Origin of the sequence: Agromyces sp. G08B096, from assembly GCF_040267705.1 — a bacterium.
Lineage (GTDB): Bacteria > Actinomycetota > Actinomycetes > Actinomycetales > Microbacteriaceae > Agromyces.
Genome location: NZ_CP158374.1, coordinates 1,653,450 through 1,667,991, shown reverse-complemented (window position 1 = coordinate 1,667,991; position 14,542 = coordinate 1,653,450). Strand labels below are relative to the sequence as shown.

General features: G+C 70.8%; 14 protein-coding genes. 5 read left to right on the top strand and 9 right to left on the bottom strand.

Annotated features, from left to right (window positions below):
* The first annotated feature begins 14 nt into the window (after positions 1-14).
* Genes tal through pgl form a run of 5 tightly spaced genes read left to right on the top strand, consistent with a single transcriptional unit; the run spans position 15 to position 6,010 of the window.
* On the top strand, positions 15-1,124 hold the full coding sequence (gene tal, locus ABIQ69_RS08065) for a transaldolase (protein WP_350349841.1): 1,110 nt from the start codon (positions 15-17) through the stop codon (positions 1,122-1,124).
* Positions 1,121-2,722, top strand: coding sequence for a glucose-6-phosphate isomerase (locus tag ABIQ69_RS08060; RefSeq protein ID WP_350349840.1), 1,602 nt, complete (start codon positions 1,121-1,123; stop codon positions 2,720-2,722). Before tal ends, ABIQ69_RS08060 begins: the two co-directional genes overlap by 4 nt.
* A 14-nt stretch (positions 2,723-2,736) precedes the next feature.
* The gene (gene zwf / locus ABIQ69_RS08055; protein WP_350349839.1) at positions 2,737-4,278 is read left to right on the top strand and encodes a glucose-6-phosphate dehydrogenase; all 1,542 of its coding nucleotides are present in this window, start codon (positions 2,737-2,739) and stop codon (positions 4,276-4,278) included.
* On the top strand, positions 4,275-5,243 hold the full coding sequence (locus ABIQ69_RS08050; RefSeq protein ID WP_350349838.1) for a glucose-6-phosphate dehydrogenase assembly protein OpcA: 969 nt from the start codon (positions 4,275-4,277) through the stop codon (positions 5,241-5,243). Before zwf ends, ABIQ69_RS08050 begins: the two co-directional genes overlap by 4 nt.
* Positions 5,240-6,010, top strand: a complete 771-nt coding sequence (gene pgl, locus ABIQ69_RS08045) for a 6-phosphogluconolactonase (RefSeq protein WP_350349837.1) — start codon at positions 5,240-5,242, stop codon at positions 6,008-6,010. The genes ABIQ69_RS08050 and pgl overlap by 4 nt, the downstream gene beginning before the upstream one ends.
* A gap of 105 nt (positions 6,011-6,115) precedes the next feature.
* On the opposite strand, the gene ABIQ69_RS08040 is transcribed toward pgl, so the two are convergent.
* The 9 genes from ABIQ69_RS08040 to uvrC form a co-directional block, all read right to left on the bottom strand.
* Positions 6,116-6,478: an RNA polymerase-binding protein RbpA gene (locus tag ABIQ69_RS08040; protein ID WP_350349836.1), complete on the bottom strand. Its 363-nt coding sequence runs from the start codon at positions 6,476-6,478 to the stop codon at positions 6,116-6,118.
* 10 nt (positions 6,479-6,488) lie between these two features.
* On the bottom strand, positions 6,489-6,740 hold the full coding sequence (gene secG, locus ABIQ69_RS08035; protein WP_350349835.1) for a preprotein translocase subunit SecG: 252 nt from the start codon (positions 6,738-6,740) through the stop codon (positions 6,489-6,491).
* Positions 6,741-6,836: 96 nt separating this feature from the next.
* Positions 6,837-7,625, bottom strand: a complete 789-nt coding sequence (gene tpiA / locus ABIQ69_RS08030) for a triose-phosphate isomerase (RefSeq protein WP_350349834.1) — start codon at positions 7,623-7,625, stop codon at positions 6,837-6,839.
* Complete coding sequence (locus tag ABIQ69_RS08025) at positions 7,616-8,830, bottom strand: phosphoglycerate kinase (RefSeq protein ID WP_350349833.1); 1,215 nt, start codon at positions 8,828-8,830, stop codon at positions 7,616-7,618. The genes tpiA and ABIQ69_RS08025 overlap by 10 nt, the downstream gene beginning before the upstream one ends.
* Before the next feature lie 11 nt (positions 8,831-8,841).
* On the bottom strand, positions 8,842-9,846 hold the full coding sequence (gene gap / locus ABIQ69_RS08020) for a type I glyceraldehyde-3-phosphate dehydrogenase (RefSeq protein ID WP_350349832.1): 1,005 nt from the start codon (positions 9,844-9,846) through the stop codon (positions 8,842-8,844).
* Positions 9,847-9,937: 91 nt separating this feature from the next.
* Entirely contained in the window at positions 9,938-10,564 is a 627-nt protein-coding gene (locus ABIQ69_RS08015; RefSeq protein ID WP_350349831.1) for a superoxide dismutase, read from the bottom strand.
* Positions 10,565-10,666: 102 nt separating this feature from the next.
* Complete coding sequence (whiA, locus tag ABIQ69_RS08010; RefSeq protein ID WP_350349830.1) at positions 10,667-11,647, bottom strand: DNA-binding protein WhiA; 981 nt, start codon at positions 11,645-11,647, stop codon at positions 10,667-10,669.
* Between the two features lie 33 nt (positions 11,648-11,680).
* Positions 11,681-12,556 (bottom strand): RNase adapter RapZ, encoded by an 876-nt coding sequence (gene rapZ / locus ABIQ69_RS08005; RefSeq protein WP_350349829.1) that lies wholly within the window; start codon positions 12,554-12,556, stop codon positions 11,681-11,683.
* A 34-nt stretch (positions 12,557-12,590) separates the two neighbouring features.
* Positions 12,591-14,540 carry an excinuclease ABC subunit UvrC gene (gene uvrC / locus ABIQ69_RS08000; RefSeq protein ID WP_350349828.1) on the bottom strand — a complete coding sequence of 650 codons (1,950 nt, stop codon included), beginning with the start codon at positions 14,538-14,540 and terminating at the stop codon, positions 12,591-12,593.
* Positions 14,541-14,542 lie beyond the last annotated feature (2 nt).

Genomic DNA, 14,542 nt, shown 5'->3' with positions numbered 1-14,542 from the left:
GGAGAATCATCCCCATGAGCACCACTCCCACCGCCGCCCTCTCCGAGGCCGGCGTCAGCATCTGGCTCGACGACCTGTCGCGTCAGCGCCTCGCGACGGGCGACCTCACCCGCCTCATCGCCGATCGCGATGTCGTCGGCGTGACGACCAACCCGACGATCTTCGCCGGCGCACTGGCGAACGGCGCCGCCTACGCGGAGCAGCTGCACGCGCTCGCCGGGCAGGGCGCTGACGTCGACACCGCCGTCTTCGAGATCACCACCGACGACGTGCAGGCCGCGGCCGACGTCTTCCGGCCGGTCTACGACGCGAGCAACGGCTTCGACGGCCGGGTCTCGATCGAGGTGGCGCCCGACCTCGCGCACGACGCCGAGGGCACGATCGCCTCGGCGAAGGCGCTCTGGGCGAAGGTCGACCGGCCGAACGCGATGATCAAGATCCCGGCGACCGTCGAGGGGCTCGACGCGATCCGCGACACGATCGCGGCGGGCATCAGCGTGAACGTCACCCTGATCTTCAGCCTCGACCGGTACCGCCAGGTCATCGAGGCCTACCTCGCCGGGCTCGAGCAGGCGAAGGCGGCCGGCATCGACCTGTCGACCATCCACTCGGTCGCATCGTTCTTCGTCTCGCGCGTCGACACCGAGATCGACAAGCGACTCACCGAGATCGGCACCGACGAGGCGCTCGCGCTGAAGAGCAAGGCCGGCATCGCCAACGCCCGCCTCGCCTACGAGCTCTACGAGCAGGTGTTCGCGAGCGACCGCGCCACGGCGCTCCTCGAGGCGGGGGCGAACCGGCAGCGTCCGCTGTGGGCGTCGACCGGCGTGAAGGACCCGGCGCTGCCCGACACGCTGTACGTGACCGAGCTCGTCGCACCCGGCGTCGTGAACACCATGCCCGAGAAGACGCTCGAGGCCACGTTCGACCACGGCGAGATCGTCGGCGACACGGTCACCGGCGCCTACGCCGACGCCGGTCGCGTGCTCGACGCCCTCGCGGGCGTCGGCGTCGACTACGACGACGTCACCGCGCTCCTCGAGCGCGAAGGCGTGGAGAAGTTCATCGTGTCGTGGAACGAGTTGCTCGAGACGGTCCGCGCAGCGCTGGAGGCGGCGAAGTGAGCTTCCGCATCGCCGTGAGCGGCGCCGCGGCGGACGCCGTTCGTCGCACCGTGCCGACGCTCGTCGCCGACCGCGTCGCATCCGGCATCACCGCGCAGGACCCCGCGCTCTGGGGGCGCGCGGCCGAGGAGGAGTCGGCCAAGCGCCTCGGCTGGACCGAGGCGGTCGCGATCTCGCGCGCCCTCGTGCCCGAGATCGTCGCGCTCCGCGACGAGCTCCGTGCCGCGGGTGTCGACCACATCGTGCTCGCCGGCATGGGCGGTTCCTCGCTCGCGCCCGAGGTCATCACCCGGACCGTCGGCGCCGAACTCACCGTGCTCGACTCGACCGAGCCGGGTCAGGTGCGGGCGGCCCTCGCCGACCGGCTCGCCTCCTCGGCGCTCGTCGTCTCGTCGAAGTCCGGCTCGACCGTCGAGACCGACAGTCAGCGCCGGGTGTACGAGCAGGCCTTCCGCGAGGCGGGCATCGACCCCGTCGGTCGCATCGTCGTGGTCACCGACCCTGGCTCGCCGCTCGACGAGTCGGCGAGGGCAGCCGGCTACCGCGTGTTCAACGCCGACCCGAACGTCGGCGGACGCTACTCCGCGCTGACGGCGTTCGGGCTCGTGCCCTCTGGTCTCGCCGGCGTCGACATCGCGGAGATCCTCGACGAAGCCGAGGCCATCGAGCTCCCGCTCGCGATCGACGCGGAGGAGAACCCCGGCCTCATCCTGGGCGCGGCGATCGCGGCGACGAGCCCGCGCCGCGACAAGCTCGCGATCGTCGCCGACGGCACCCACATCGTCGGCTTCGCCGACTGGGCCGAGCAGCTCATCGCGGAGTCGACGGGCAAGGAGGGCACCGGCATCCTGCCCGTCGTCCTCGACACCGCGGCACCCGAGCTGTCTGCCCGTCTCTCCGACGTCCAGGTGGTGCGGCTCGTCGCCGACGCCGGCGACGACGTGTTCGCGGGCGACGACGGCGAGATCCGCGTGTCCGGCACCCTCGGCGCGCAGCTGCTCGTCTGGGAGTACGCCACCGCCGTCGCAGGTCGTCTGCTCGGTATCAACCCGTTCGACCAGCCCGACGTCGAGTCCGCCAAGATCGCGGCACGCGGACTCCTGGACGCCCGCCCCGAGCCCGCGCCCGCGGCCTTCGTCGCCGACGGCATCGAGGTGCGCGGCACGCCCGAGGTCATCGGCGCGGCGAGCGACCTCGCCTCCGCCATCGAGGTGCTGCTCGAGGAACTGCCCGCCGACGGCTACCTCTCGGTGCAGGCGTACGTCGACCGGGTGGCCCACCCCGAGCTCGCCGAGCTCCGCGACCTCCTCGCGGCGCGCGCCGGCCGGCCGGTGACGTTCGGCTGGGGGCCCCGGTTCCTGCACTCCACCGGCCAGTTCCACAAGGGCGGTCCGGCGGTGGGCGTGTTCCTGCAGCTCACGCAGCGCCCCGCGGACGATCTCGCGATCCCCGAGCGGCCGTTCACGTTCGGCGAGCTCATCGCGGCGCAGGCCTCCGGCGACGCGAGCGTGCTCGCCGACCACGGACGCCCGGTGCTGACGCTGACCCTCACCGATCCCGCCGCCCAGCTCGCGGGCCTCCGCGACGCGATCGGCTGATCGGCGGAGACGGCATGCAACCGGCCACGATCTCGGCGGGTCACAACCCGCTCCGGTCTGCGAAGGACTACCGGCTGAACCGCATCGCGGGTCCATCGAGCCTCATCATCTTCGGCGTGACGGGCGACCTGTCGCGGAAGAAGCTGATGCCGGCGGTGTACGACCTCGCGAACCGCGGCCTGCTTCCGCCCGGCTTCGCGCTCGTCGGGTTCGCCCGTCGGGATTGGGAGGACCAGGACTTCGAGCAGGTCGTCCACGATTCGGTCAAGCAGTACGCCCGCACCGAGTTCCGCGAGGACGTGTGGAAGCAGCTGGCGCGAGGCATCCGCTTCGTCTCGGGGACCTTCGACGACGACGCGTCGTTCGACCGCCTGCGTGAGGTCGTCGAGCAGCTCGACCGCGACCGCGGCACCATGGGCAACCACGCGTTCTACCTCTCGATCCCGCCGAAGTCCTTCCCGGAGGTCATCGCCCAGCTGAAGCGCTCGGGCCTCACCGAGCAGCGCGACGGCCAGTGGCGCCGCGTGGTCATCGAGAAGCCGTTCGGCAGCGACCTCAAGACGGCACGCGAGCTGAACGACGTCGTGGCCTCGGTCTTCCCGCCCGACTCGGTGTTCCGCATCGACCACTACCTCGGCAAGGAGACGGTGCAGAACATCCTCGCGCTGCGCTTCGCCAACCAGCTGTACGAGCCAATCTGGAACGCCAATTTCGTCGACCACGTGCAGATCACGATGGCGGAGGACATCGGCGTCGGCGGCCGCGCGGGGTACTACGACGGCATCGGCGCGGCGCGCGACGTCATCCAGAACCACCTGCTGCAGCTGCTGGCGCTCACCGCGATGGAGGAGCCGATCTCGTTCGACGCGGCGGATCTCCGCGCCGAGAAGGAGAAGATCCTCGCGGCCGTCCGGCTGCCGGAGGACCTCGCGACCGGCACCGCGCGGGGCCAGTACGCGGGCGGCTGGCAGGGCGGCGAGAAGGTCGTCGGCTTCCTCGACGAAGACGGGATGAACCCCGAGTCGACGACCGAGACGTACGCCGCCATGAAACTGCTCATCGGCACCCGGCGGTGGGCCGGCGTCCCGTTCTACCTGCGAGCCGGCAAGCGGTTGGGCCGGCGAGTCACCGAGATCGCCGTGGTGTTCAAGCGCGCGCCGCAGCAGGTGTTCGCCGACAGCCAGACCTCGGAGCTCGGGCAGAACGCGCTCGTCATCAGGGTCCAGCCCGACGAGGGCGTGACGATCCGGTTCGGCTCGAAGGTGCCGGGCGCGGGTATGCAGGTGCGCGACGTGACCATGGACTTCGGCTACGGCCACGCCTTCACCGAGGCGAGCCCCGAGGCGTACGAGCGGCTGATCCTCGATGTGCTGCTCGGCGACCCGCCGCTGTTCCCCCGCCAGGAGGAGGTCGAGCTCAGCTGGAAGATCCTCGACCCGATCGAGGAGTTCTGGGCCACCCAGGGGCAGCCCGAGCAGTACCGCCCCGGTACCTGGGGGCCGTCGTCCGCCGACGCGCTCCTCGCCCGCGACGGCCGAACCTGGAGGCGCCCGTGATCGTCGACCTGCCCGACACCACCACCAGCCAGATCTCCAAGGCGCTGGTCAAGATCCGCGAGGAGGGCGGCGCGGTCGCCCTGGGGCGGGTGCTGACCCTCGTGATCGCCACGCGCTCGGGCGCCGAGGAGGAGGCGATCGAGGCCGCGAACGACGCGTCGCGGGAGCACCCGATGCGCGTCATCGTCGTCTCGACGACCGCAGATGCCGACGGCGCCGACGTGGCGCCGCGACTCGACGCGGAGATCCGCGTCGGCGGCGACGCGGGCGCGAGCGAGGTCATCGTGCTGCGCGCCTGCGGCGACGCGGCCGACAGCCCGGAGAGCCTCGTGATGGGGCTCCTGCTGCCCGACGCCCCGGTCGTCACCTGGTGGCCGGGCGAGGCACCGGCCCGGCCGGGCGAGTCGCCGCTCGGCCGCATCGCCCAGCGACGCATCACGGATGCCTCGGCCCAGGCCGACCCGCAGGCGGCGCTCCGCGTCCTGGCGGAGAACTACTCCCCCGGCGACGCCGACTTCGCGTGGACCCGGCTCACCCTCTGGCGCGCGCAGCTGGCGGCCGTGCTCGACCAGCCGCCGTACGAGCCCGTCACCGCGGTCGACGTCGACGGCGCGATCGACTCCCCGTCGACCACGCTCCTCGCGGCCTGGCTGCAGATGCAGCTCAGCGCGGAGACGACCTACCGGCTGACGCCCGTCGAGCAGGGCTCGCACGGCATCCACGGGGTGCGGCTCGAACGGCCGAGCGGACCGGTCGACCTGGTGCGCGACATCCCCGGCGTCGCGACGCTCCGGCAGCCCGGCCAGCCGACGCACGACGTGGCACTCCCCCGGCGGAGCCTCCGCGACTGCCTGGCCGACGAGCTACGGCGACTCGACCCCGATGAGCTGTACGGCGAGGTGATCACCGTCGGGCTCGCCGAGCTCGGCGCCCCTGCCCCAGACCGCGAGGAGGCGGTTCGATGACGAACGAACGACGCGTGCTTGTCCACCCCGACAAGGCGTCCCTCGCGGGCGCCGTCGCGGCGCGCTTCATCACCAAGACGCTCGACATCCTCGACGGTCAGGAGACGGCCCATCTGTCGCTGACCGGGGGCTCGATGGGGTCGGCAGTGCTCGAAGCCGTGTGGGCGTCGCCCGCGCAGGCGTCGATCGACTGGAGCCGGGTGCACTTCTGGTGGAGTGACGAGCGGTGGCTGCCCGAGGGCGACGCCGAACGCAACGACCGGCAGGCGCGTGATGCGCTGCTGGACCGGCTCCAGCTCGACGCCGGCCAGGTGCACGCCATGCCCGCCGCCGATTCAGGTCTCGAGCTCGACGCGGCCGCCGACCGGTACGCCGAGGAACTGGCCCGGTTCGGCATGGACGACCTCCCGCACCCGATCTTCGACATCTCCTTCCTCGGCGTCGGGCCCGACGGGCACATCGCCTCCCTGTTCCCGCACCGGTCGGGGATCCGAGTCACCGACCGGACCGTCATCCCGGTACGGAACTCGCCCAAGCCGCCGCCCGAGCGCCTGAGCCTCACGCGCCCCGTGATCAACAGCTCGCAGCGCATCTGGCTCGTGCTGGCCGGCGCCGACAAGGCCTCCGCGCTCGGCCTCGCCCTGGCCGGCGCAAGCCGGGACGAGGTGCCCGTGGCGGGCATCAAGGGACGCCGCCGCACCGTGTTCTTCGTCGACCAGGATGCCGCGGCCGAGGTGCCCGAGGAGCTCATCGCCCGCGAGTACTGAGCGGACATGACGAAGGGGCCGGCTCCGTGGAGCCGGCCCCTTCGTCATGTCCTCGTGGCACGCACCGCCCGACGCCGTGCGTCGTCGTGCGAGCCGCGCGGATCGCTACTTCGAGCTCGTCCCGCGACGCGCGCGGAGCTGCTCGAGCGCCTCTTCGAGGAGCTGAGCCGCTTCCTCCTCGGTGCGGCGCTCCTTCACGTAGGCGAGGTGGGTCTTGTACGGCTCGGCCTTCGCGACGGCGGGCGGGTTCTCGCGGTCGCGGCCGGCCGGAAGCCCGGTCGACGGGCTGTCGATGATGTCGGGGATCTCCTCGGCGGGGAGGTTGGCCGCGAAGTAGCGGACCGTCTCATTGCCCATCGCGTCCCAGTAACTGACCGCGATGCGGTCGGCGTGGAAACCGTGGTCCTGCTCGCCCATGGGGCCCGCGCCGACGCGCGAGCCGCGGATGGCGCTGTTACCTGAAACCATCGTGTCGTCCTCAGATGCCGGCGTCGAACTTGGTAATGAGCCCGAGCACCACGATGCAAGCGACCCAGACGAGGCCCAGGATGATCGTGATCCGGTTGAGGTTGCGCTCGGCGACGCCGGAGGCGCCGAGGCTGGAGGTCACGCCGCCGCCGAACATGTCGGACAGACCACCGCCGCGGCCCTTGTGCAGCAGGATGAGCAGCGTCAGCAGGAGGCTCGTGAGGCCGAGCAGCACCTGCAGGACGACCTGGAGAATCTCCACGGTGAACCCTTTCCGGGCACGGCGTGCTGCCGTGCCGACATTAGAGTATAGCCAGTGGCCGTGGCCCGCTCCGGTCGGGAACGGGCCACGGCGCGTTCAGGCGCCGACGTGCTTCTTGAAGCGGACGATGCTCGAGAACTCGTCGATGTCAAGGCTTGCACCGCCGACGAGTGCCCCGTCGACGTTCGGCTCCCGCATGAAGGAGGCGATGTTCGCCGCCTTCACCGAGCCGCCGTAGAGGATCCGGGTCGCCTTCGCGGCATCCTCGCCGAGGACCTCGGCCAGAACGCCGCGCAGCGCCGCGGCGACCTGCTCGGCCTGGGCGGGAGTCGCCGCCTGGCCCGACCCGATGGCCCAGACGGGCTCGTACGCGACGACGACTTCCTTCGCCGCGTCGACGCCCTCGAGGGCCGCACGCAGCTGCGCGACGGGCACGGCGCTCGCGCCATGCTCTTCGAGGTCTTCGGCGGTCTCGCCGACGCAGAGCACCGGCACGAGGCCGTGGCGCTGTGCGGCGAGGACCTTGCGGTTCACATCGGCATCGGTCTCGTCGTGCAGCGTGCGCCGCTCGGAGTGTCCGATGATCACGTACCGGCAGTCGAGCTGCGCGAGGAACGCGCCCGAGATCTCGCCCGTGTACGCGCCGGAGTCGTGGGCCGAGACATCCTGACCGCCGTACGCGATGGGCAGCGAGTCGGCGGCGACGAGCGTCTGCACCGAGCGCAAGTCGGTGAAGGGCGGGAACACCGCCACCTCCGCGTCGGCCGCGTCGTGCTTCGCGTCGGCCAGCGACCACGCCAGCTTCTGCACGAACGCGATCGCCTGCAGGTGGTCGAGGTTCATCTTCCAGTTGCCCGCGATGAGCGGGGTGCGGCCTACTGCCATCCGAGGACCTCCAGTCCGGGGAGCTTCTTGCCCTCGAGGAACTCGAGGCTCGCGCCCCCGCCCGTCGAGATGTGTCCGAACGCGTCGTCGGCGAAGCCGAGCTGGCGGACCGCCGCGGCGGAGTCGCCGCCGCCGACCACGCTCAGGCCGTCGACCTCGGTCAGCGCCTGCGCGACCTCGCGTGTGCCGGCGGCGAACGGCGCGAGCTCGAACACGCCCATGGGGCCGTTCCAGAACACCGTCTTCGATCCGCGGATCTTCTCCGCGAACGCGGCGGCCGTGTCGGGGCCGATGTCGAGGCCGAGGCCGGATGCTCCGAACGCCGTGTCCTCGATCGCGTCGGCGGGCGCGACGACGTGCTCGGCATCGGCCGCGAACCGCTCGGCCACCACCACGTCGGTCGGCAGGACGATCTCGACCCCGCGCTCGCGCGCCTCGGCGAGGTAGCCGCGCACGGTCTCGATCTGGTCCTCCTCGAGCAGGCTCGAGCCGACCTTGTGGCCCTGGGCGGCGAGGAACGTGAACAGCATGCCCCCGCCGATGAGCAGCGCGTCGACCCGCGGCAGCAGGTGGGCGATCACCCCGAGCTTGTCCGACACCTTCGAGCCGCCGAGGACGACCGTGTACGGCCGCTCGGGGTTCTCCGTGAGCCGGTCGAGCACCTCGAGCTCGGCGGCGATGAGCAGGCCGGCCGCACTCGGGCGCAGCTGCTCGAGGTCGAAGACGCTCGCCTGCTTCCGGTGCACGACGCCGAAGCCGTCGGAGACGACCGCGTCGGCGAACGCCGCGAGCTCCCCCGCGAACGCCGCGCGCGCTTCGTCGTCCTTCGCCGTCTCGCCTGCGTTGAAGCGAAGGTTCTCGAGCACGAGCACCTCACGGTCGGCGAGGTGCTCGACCTTCGACGCGGCATCCGGTCCGACGGTGTCGGACGCGAAGGCCACCGGCGCATCGAGGAGTTCGCCGAGGCGCGCCGCGACGGGCGCAAGGCTGTACTTCGGGTCGGGTGCGCCGTCGGGCCGCCCGAGATGGGAGACCACGATCACACGCGCCCCCTGGCCCGTGAGGGCCTCGAGGGTGGGGACCGACGCCCGCACGCGACCGTCGTCGGTGATGCTGCCGTCCTTCAGGGGGACGTTCAGATCACACCGGACGACGACGCGCTTGCCGGCGAGCGGACCCAGGGACTCGATCGTTCGCAGGGTCACGTCGACTCGTTTCAGAGACGTTCAGCCACGTACTCGGTGAGGTCGACGAGCCGGTTGGAGTAGCCCCACTCGTTGTCGTACCACGCCGAGAGCTTCACCTGGTCGCCGATCACGCGGACGAGGCCGGCGTCGAAGATCGACGAGTGCGGGTCGGTGACGATGTCGCTCGAGACGATCTCGTCCTCGGTGTACTTCAGGATGCCCTTCAGCGGGCCCTCGGCCGCCGCCTTGTAGGCGGCCTTGACCTCGTCGACCGTCACGGGACGCGACGCGGTCACGGTGAGGTCGGTGATGGAGCCGGTGGGGACCGGAACGCGGAGCGCGAAGCCGTCGAGCTTGCCGACGAGTTCGGGCAGCACCAGGCCGATCGCCTTGGCCGCACCGGTCGAGGTCGGGACGATGTTGATCGCGGCGGCGCGCGCGCGACGGAGGTCCTTGTGGGGGCCGTCCTGCAGGTTCTGGTCGGCCGTGTACGCGTGCACCGTCGTCATGAGGCCGCGCTCGATGCCGAACGCGTCGTTGAAGACCTTGGCGAGCGGCGCGAGGCAGTTCGTCGTGCACGACGCGTTCGAGATGATGTGCTGCGTCGCCGGGTCGTACGTGTCCTCGTTCACGCCCATGACGAACGTGCCGTCCTCGTCGGTGGCGGGGGCCGAGATCAGCACCTTCTTCGCGCCGGCGTCGAGGTGCTTGCGCGCGTCGGCGGCCTTGGTGAAGAAGCCGGTCGACTCGATGACGATGTCGACGCCGAGCTCGCCCCAGGGGAGGTTCGCGGGGTCGCGCTCGGCGAACGCCTTGATGGCCTTGCCGTTGACGATCAGGTTCTCGTCGTCGTACTCGACCGTCGCGTCCAGGCGGCCCGTGATCGAGTCGTACTTCAGCAGGTGGGCGAGCGTCTTGTTGTCGGTGAGGTCGTTGACCGCGACGATCTCGAGGTCTGCGCCCTGCGCGAGGGCGGCGCGGAAGTAGTTGCGGCCGATGCGGCCGAAGCCGTTGATGCCGATCTTTACGGACACGAAGTGCTCCTGTTAGACATGCGCGAGCGCGCGATTTCAATGGTGAAGCCGGACGGCGGTGTCCCCGGACGGCGTCCGGGGACACCATCCGCTATGACAGTAGCAGCAGGCCGGAAGTGCGCTCGCGGGCGGCGTCGAAGCGCTGCTGGACGTTCGCCCAGTCGGCGATGTTCCAGAACGCCTTGACGTAGTCGGCCCGCACGTTCTGGTAGTCGAGGTAGTACGCGTGCTCCCAGACATCGAGCATGAGCAGCGGCACGATACCGGCCGGCAGGTTGCCCTGCTGGTCGAAGAACTGCACGATGATCAGGCGCTGACCGAGCGAATCCCACGCGAGGACGGCCCACCCGGAGCCCTGCACGCCGAGCGCCGTGGCGGTGAAGTGCGCCTGGAACGCGTCGAACGAGCCGAACTGGTCGTCGATCGCCGCGGCCAGCTCGCCGGTGGGCTTGTCTCCGCCGTTCGGCGACAGGTTGGTCCAGAAGATCGAGTGGTTGACGTGGCCGCCGAGGTTGAACGCGAGGTCCTTCTCGAGCTTGTTGACGTTCGCGAGGTTGCCCGTCTCACGCGCCTCGGCGAGCTGCGCGAGCGCCGTGTTCGCGCCCGTCACATACGCCTGGTGGTGCTTCGAGTGGTGCAGCTCCATGATCCGGCCGCTGATCGACGGCTCGAGCGCCGCGTAGTCGTACGGAAGATCGGGGAGGGTGTAGTCAGCCATTGCTTCTCCTTGTCAGATGCCGGGTTCCCGGGCCTCTGCTCGGGTGAACCGCGGCGCGTCCCACTCTATGCCCGGCGGCCGATCCCCCGCCCGGGGGTTGCGTCAGACGACGTCGAAATCGGCGGGCAGGCTGGCCTCGGTGCCCGGCACGCCGAGATCGGCGGCCCGCTTGTCGGCCATCGCGAGCAGACGCCGGATGCGCCCGGCGACCGCGTCCTTCGTCATCGGCGGATCGGCGTGGTGGCCGAGCTCGTCGAGGCTCGCCTCGCGGTGCGCCAGTCGCAGCTGCCCGGCGTACTTCAGGTGATCGGGGATGTCGTCGCCCAGGATCTCCATCGCGCGTTCGACCCGTGCGCACGCCGCCACCGCGGCCTGGGCGGAACGGCGGAGGTTCGCGTCGTCGAAGTTCACCAGGCGGTTCGCGGTCGCCCGCACCTCGCGGCGCTGGCGGAGCTCCTCCCAGTTCCGGACCGTCCCCGTCGCGCCCATGAGGCTCAGCATCGCGCTGATCGCCTCGCCGTCGCGGATCACGACCCGGTGCACGCCGCGCACCTCGCGGGCCTTCGCCGAGACGCCGAGCCGACCGGCCGCGCCGACGAGCGCCATCGCGGTCTCGTTGCCGGGGCAGGTGACCTCGAGGGCGGCGGAGCGGCCGGGATCGGTGAGGCTCCCATGCGCGAGGAACGCCCCGCGCCACACCGCAGCCACCTCGTCGCGGGACCCCGTGGTCAGCCGGTTGGGCAGGCCGCGCACCGGCCGGCGCCGGGCATCGAGCAGACCGGTCTGCCGGGCGAGGGTCTCGCCGCCATCGAGCACGCGGACGAGGTACTGGTTCTGCCGCCGGATGCCGGAGGCGGAGATCACCGAGACATCCGGCCGAACGCCGTACAGCTCACCGAGGTCGCGCGTGACGCGCTTGGCCACCGTCGCGGAGTCCAGCTCGGCCTCGATCGCGATGCGCCCGGAGATGAGGTGGAGTCCGCCGGCGAAGCGGAGGATCGACGCCAGCTCCGCCGCGCGGACGCTCGTCTTCGACACCTCGACCCGAGCGAGTTCTTCCTTCACGTCCGCGGTCAATGCCACCTGTGTTCCAATCTGTCGCAGCCGGGGTCTCGATCACTCACGACCGAGGTCCCGGTCCTTCACCGCCACGGCCACGCCGGGCATTCGTTCGATGCGAGCCGCGAGTTCGCGCACCAGGGCCACCGACCGGTGCTTCCCGCCGGTGCATCCGATCGCGACCGTCGCGTGCCGCTTGTTCTCCCGCTGGTAGCCCGCGAAGACGGGTTCCAGCGCCGCCGCGTAGGCGTCGAGGAATTCGCGCGCGCCGTTCTGGCCGAGCACGTATCCCGACACGACCTCGTCCATCCCCGTCAGCGGTCGCAGCTCGGGCACCCAGAACGGGTTCGGCAGGAAGCGTGCGTCGGCGACGTGGTCGGCGTCTGGCGGGAGTCCGTACTTGAAGCCGAAGCTCACCACCGTCACCCGGAGGCCGGCGGCGTCCTCCTCCGCGAACGCGTCGGTCACGCGGTTGGCGAGCTGGTGGACGTTCAGGTCGGTGGTGTCGATGAGCACATCGCTCATCTCGCGCAGCGCCTGCAGTCTCGTGCGCTCGGCGGTGATGCCGTCGAGGATGGTGCCGTCGCCCTGCAGCGGGTGCGGACGACGCACCGACTCGAACCGGCGCACGAGCGTCGCATCGGCCGCGTCGAGGAACACCACGCGCACGTTCACCCCGCTGCGCAGCGCCTGGATGATGTCCTGCAGCTCGGCGAAGAAGTCGCCGCCGCGGACGTCGACCACGGCGGCGATGCGAGGCAGCGAGGTGCCGGCGCGTTCGACCAGCTCCACGAGCGGCCGCAGCATCTGCGGTGGGAGATTGTCGACCACGTACCAGCCGAGGTCTTCCAGCGCGTTCGCGACGGTCGAGCGGCCGGCCCCGGACATCCCGGTGACGATGAGCATCTCCTGACGCTCGACCTCGTCTCCCATCGGCAGACGCCCCCTCTCGCTCGCTCCCTCCACCCTACCGGGGCGTCGGAGCACGATCGGCGTGCAGCGTGCTGCGGATCGTCGCGGCGAGGGTCGGTCCGATGCCCTTCACCTCGGCGATCTCCTCCTCGGTCGCGCCCTTCAGACGCGTGACCGAGCCGAAGTGCCGCAGCAGTTCCTTGACCCGCGACGGGCCGAGGCCGGGGATCTCGGAGAGCACGGATCCGATATCGCGTTTGCGTCGCTGACGCTGGTGGGTGATCGCGAACCGGTGCGCCTCGTCGCGGATCCGCTGGAACAGGAAGAGCGCGTCGGAGTTGCGCGGCAGGATGACGGGGAAATCGGAGTCGGGCGTCCAGATCTCCTCGAGCCGCTTTGCGATGCCGCAGAGCGTGATGCCCTGCACACCCGACTCGCGGAGCGCGCGCGCGGCCGCCTCGACCTGCGGCTGCCCGCCGTCGACGATGAGGAGGTTCGGCCGGTACGCGAACTTCTTCCGCCTGGCGGAGGTCACCGCGGTCTCCACCGGGTCCTCGGATGCCACGCCCTCAGCTCCCGACGCACCGACCGCGCCGGAATCGGCAGCACCGCTCGGCGCCGGATCGTCGCGCAGGTACGCGAGGCGCCGGGTCAGCACCTGATGGATCGAGTCGGTGTCATCCGTCGACGCGGGGATGGTGAACCGGCGGTACTCGTCCTTCCGCGGCAGCCCGTCTTCGAAGACGACCATCGAGGCGACGATGTTGGTGCCGGAGAGATGCGACACGTCGTAGCACTCCATGCGCAGCGGGGCATCCGGCATGCCGAGCGCTTCCTGGATGTCCTCCAGCGCGCGCGACCGGGTCGTGAAGTCGGCGCTCCGCCTCGTCTTGTAGAGCATCAGCGACTGGCGCGCGTTCTGCGTCGCCGTCGCGAGCAGCGCGGCCTTGTCGCCGCGCTTGGCGGCGCGGAGCCTGACCCGACGCCCGCCGACGCCGCTCAGCCACTCCTCGACCGCGGTCGCGTCGCCCGGCAGCTCCGGCACGATGATCTCCCCGGGCGGCAGGATGTCATCGCCGTAGGCGTGCTGGAGCACCGAGTCGACGAGGTCGCCGAGCGGCACGTCGAGCTCCTTGTCGACCGTCCACGAGCGGACGCCTCGGATCAGGCCGCCACGCACGATGAACAGCTGCACCGCTGCCGCGAGCTCATCGTCGTCGATGCCGAAGACGTCGACGTCGACCTTCTCCCCCAGCACGACGGCGCTCTGCTCGAAGAACTCCCGCGCCGCCTGCAGCTCGTCGCGCCGGCGCGCCGCGGCCTCGTAGTCCTGCACCGCGGCGGCCGCATGCATCTCACGCGCGAGATCGTCGACGATCCGCCGATCGGGGTTCTGCATGAACGCGACGAAGCGGTCGACATTCGCACGGTGCTCTTCGATGGTGACCTTGCCGGAGCACGGCCCGAAGCACCGACCGATCTGCCCGGCGAAGCACGGTTTGCCGCTCGCCATCGCCCGGCGGTAGTCGCTGTCCTTGCAGGTGCGGATGGGGAACAGCTTCAGCAGCAGGTCGAGCGTCTCGTTCGCGGCCCACACCTTCGGATACGGGCCGAAATACCGGGCGCCGGGGATGCCCCGCCGCCTGGTGACGATCGCCCGCGGCGCCTCGTCCGCCAGGGTCACCGCCAGGTACGGATACGACTTGTCGTCGCGGTACTTCACGTTGAACGGCGGATCGAACTCCTTGATCCAGGTGTACTCGAGCTGAAGCGCCTCGACGTCGTTGCCGACCACGGTCCACTCGACCGACGTGGCCGTGAGCACCATGCGGCGCGTGCGCTCGTGGAGCGTGCGCAGCGGTGCGAAGTAGTTCGACAGCCTGGCGCGGAGGTTCTTCGCCTTGCCGACGTAGAGCACACGCCGATCGGCGTCGCGGAAGCGGTACACGCCCGGCGAGGTCGGGATCTCCCCCGGCTTCGGCCGGTACGGAACGGTGCCGGCCATCG

Bases quoted from the DNA above. Each gene is read 5' to 3' on its own strand.
- tal (WP_350349841.1), top strand. From the start codon at position 15: ATGAGCACCACTCCCACCGCCGCCCTCTCCGAGGCCGGCGTCAGCATC.
- zwf (WP_350349839.1), top strand. From the start codon at position 2,737: ATGCAACCGGCCACGATCTCGGCGGGTCACAACCCGCTCCGGTCTGCG.
- pgl (WP_350349837.1), top strand. From the start codon at position 5,240: ATGACGAACGAACGACGCGTGCTTGTCCACCCCGACAAGGCGTCCCTC.
- ABIQ69_RS08040 (WP_350349836.1), bottom strand. From the start codon at position 6,478: ATGGTTTCAGGTAACAGCGCCATCCGCGGCTCGCGCGTCGGCGCGGGC.
- tpiA (WP_350349834.1), bottom strand. From the start codon at position 7,625: ATGGCAGTAGGCCGCACCCCGCTCATCGCGGGCAACTGGAAGATGAAC.
- ABIQ69_RS08015 (WP_350349831.1), bottom strand. From the start codon at position 10,564: ATGGCTGACTACACCCTCCCCGATCTTCCGTACGACTACGCGGCGCTC.
- rapZ (WP_350349829.1), bottom strand. From the start codon at position 12,556: ATGGGAGACGAGGTCGAGCGTCAGGAGATGCTCATCGTCACCGGGATG.
- uvrC (WP_350349828.1), bottom strand. From the start codon at position 14,540: ATGGCCGGCACCGTTCCGTACCGGCCGAAGCCGGGGGAGATCCCGACC.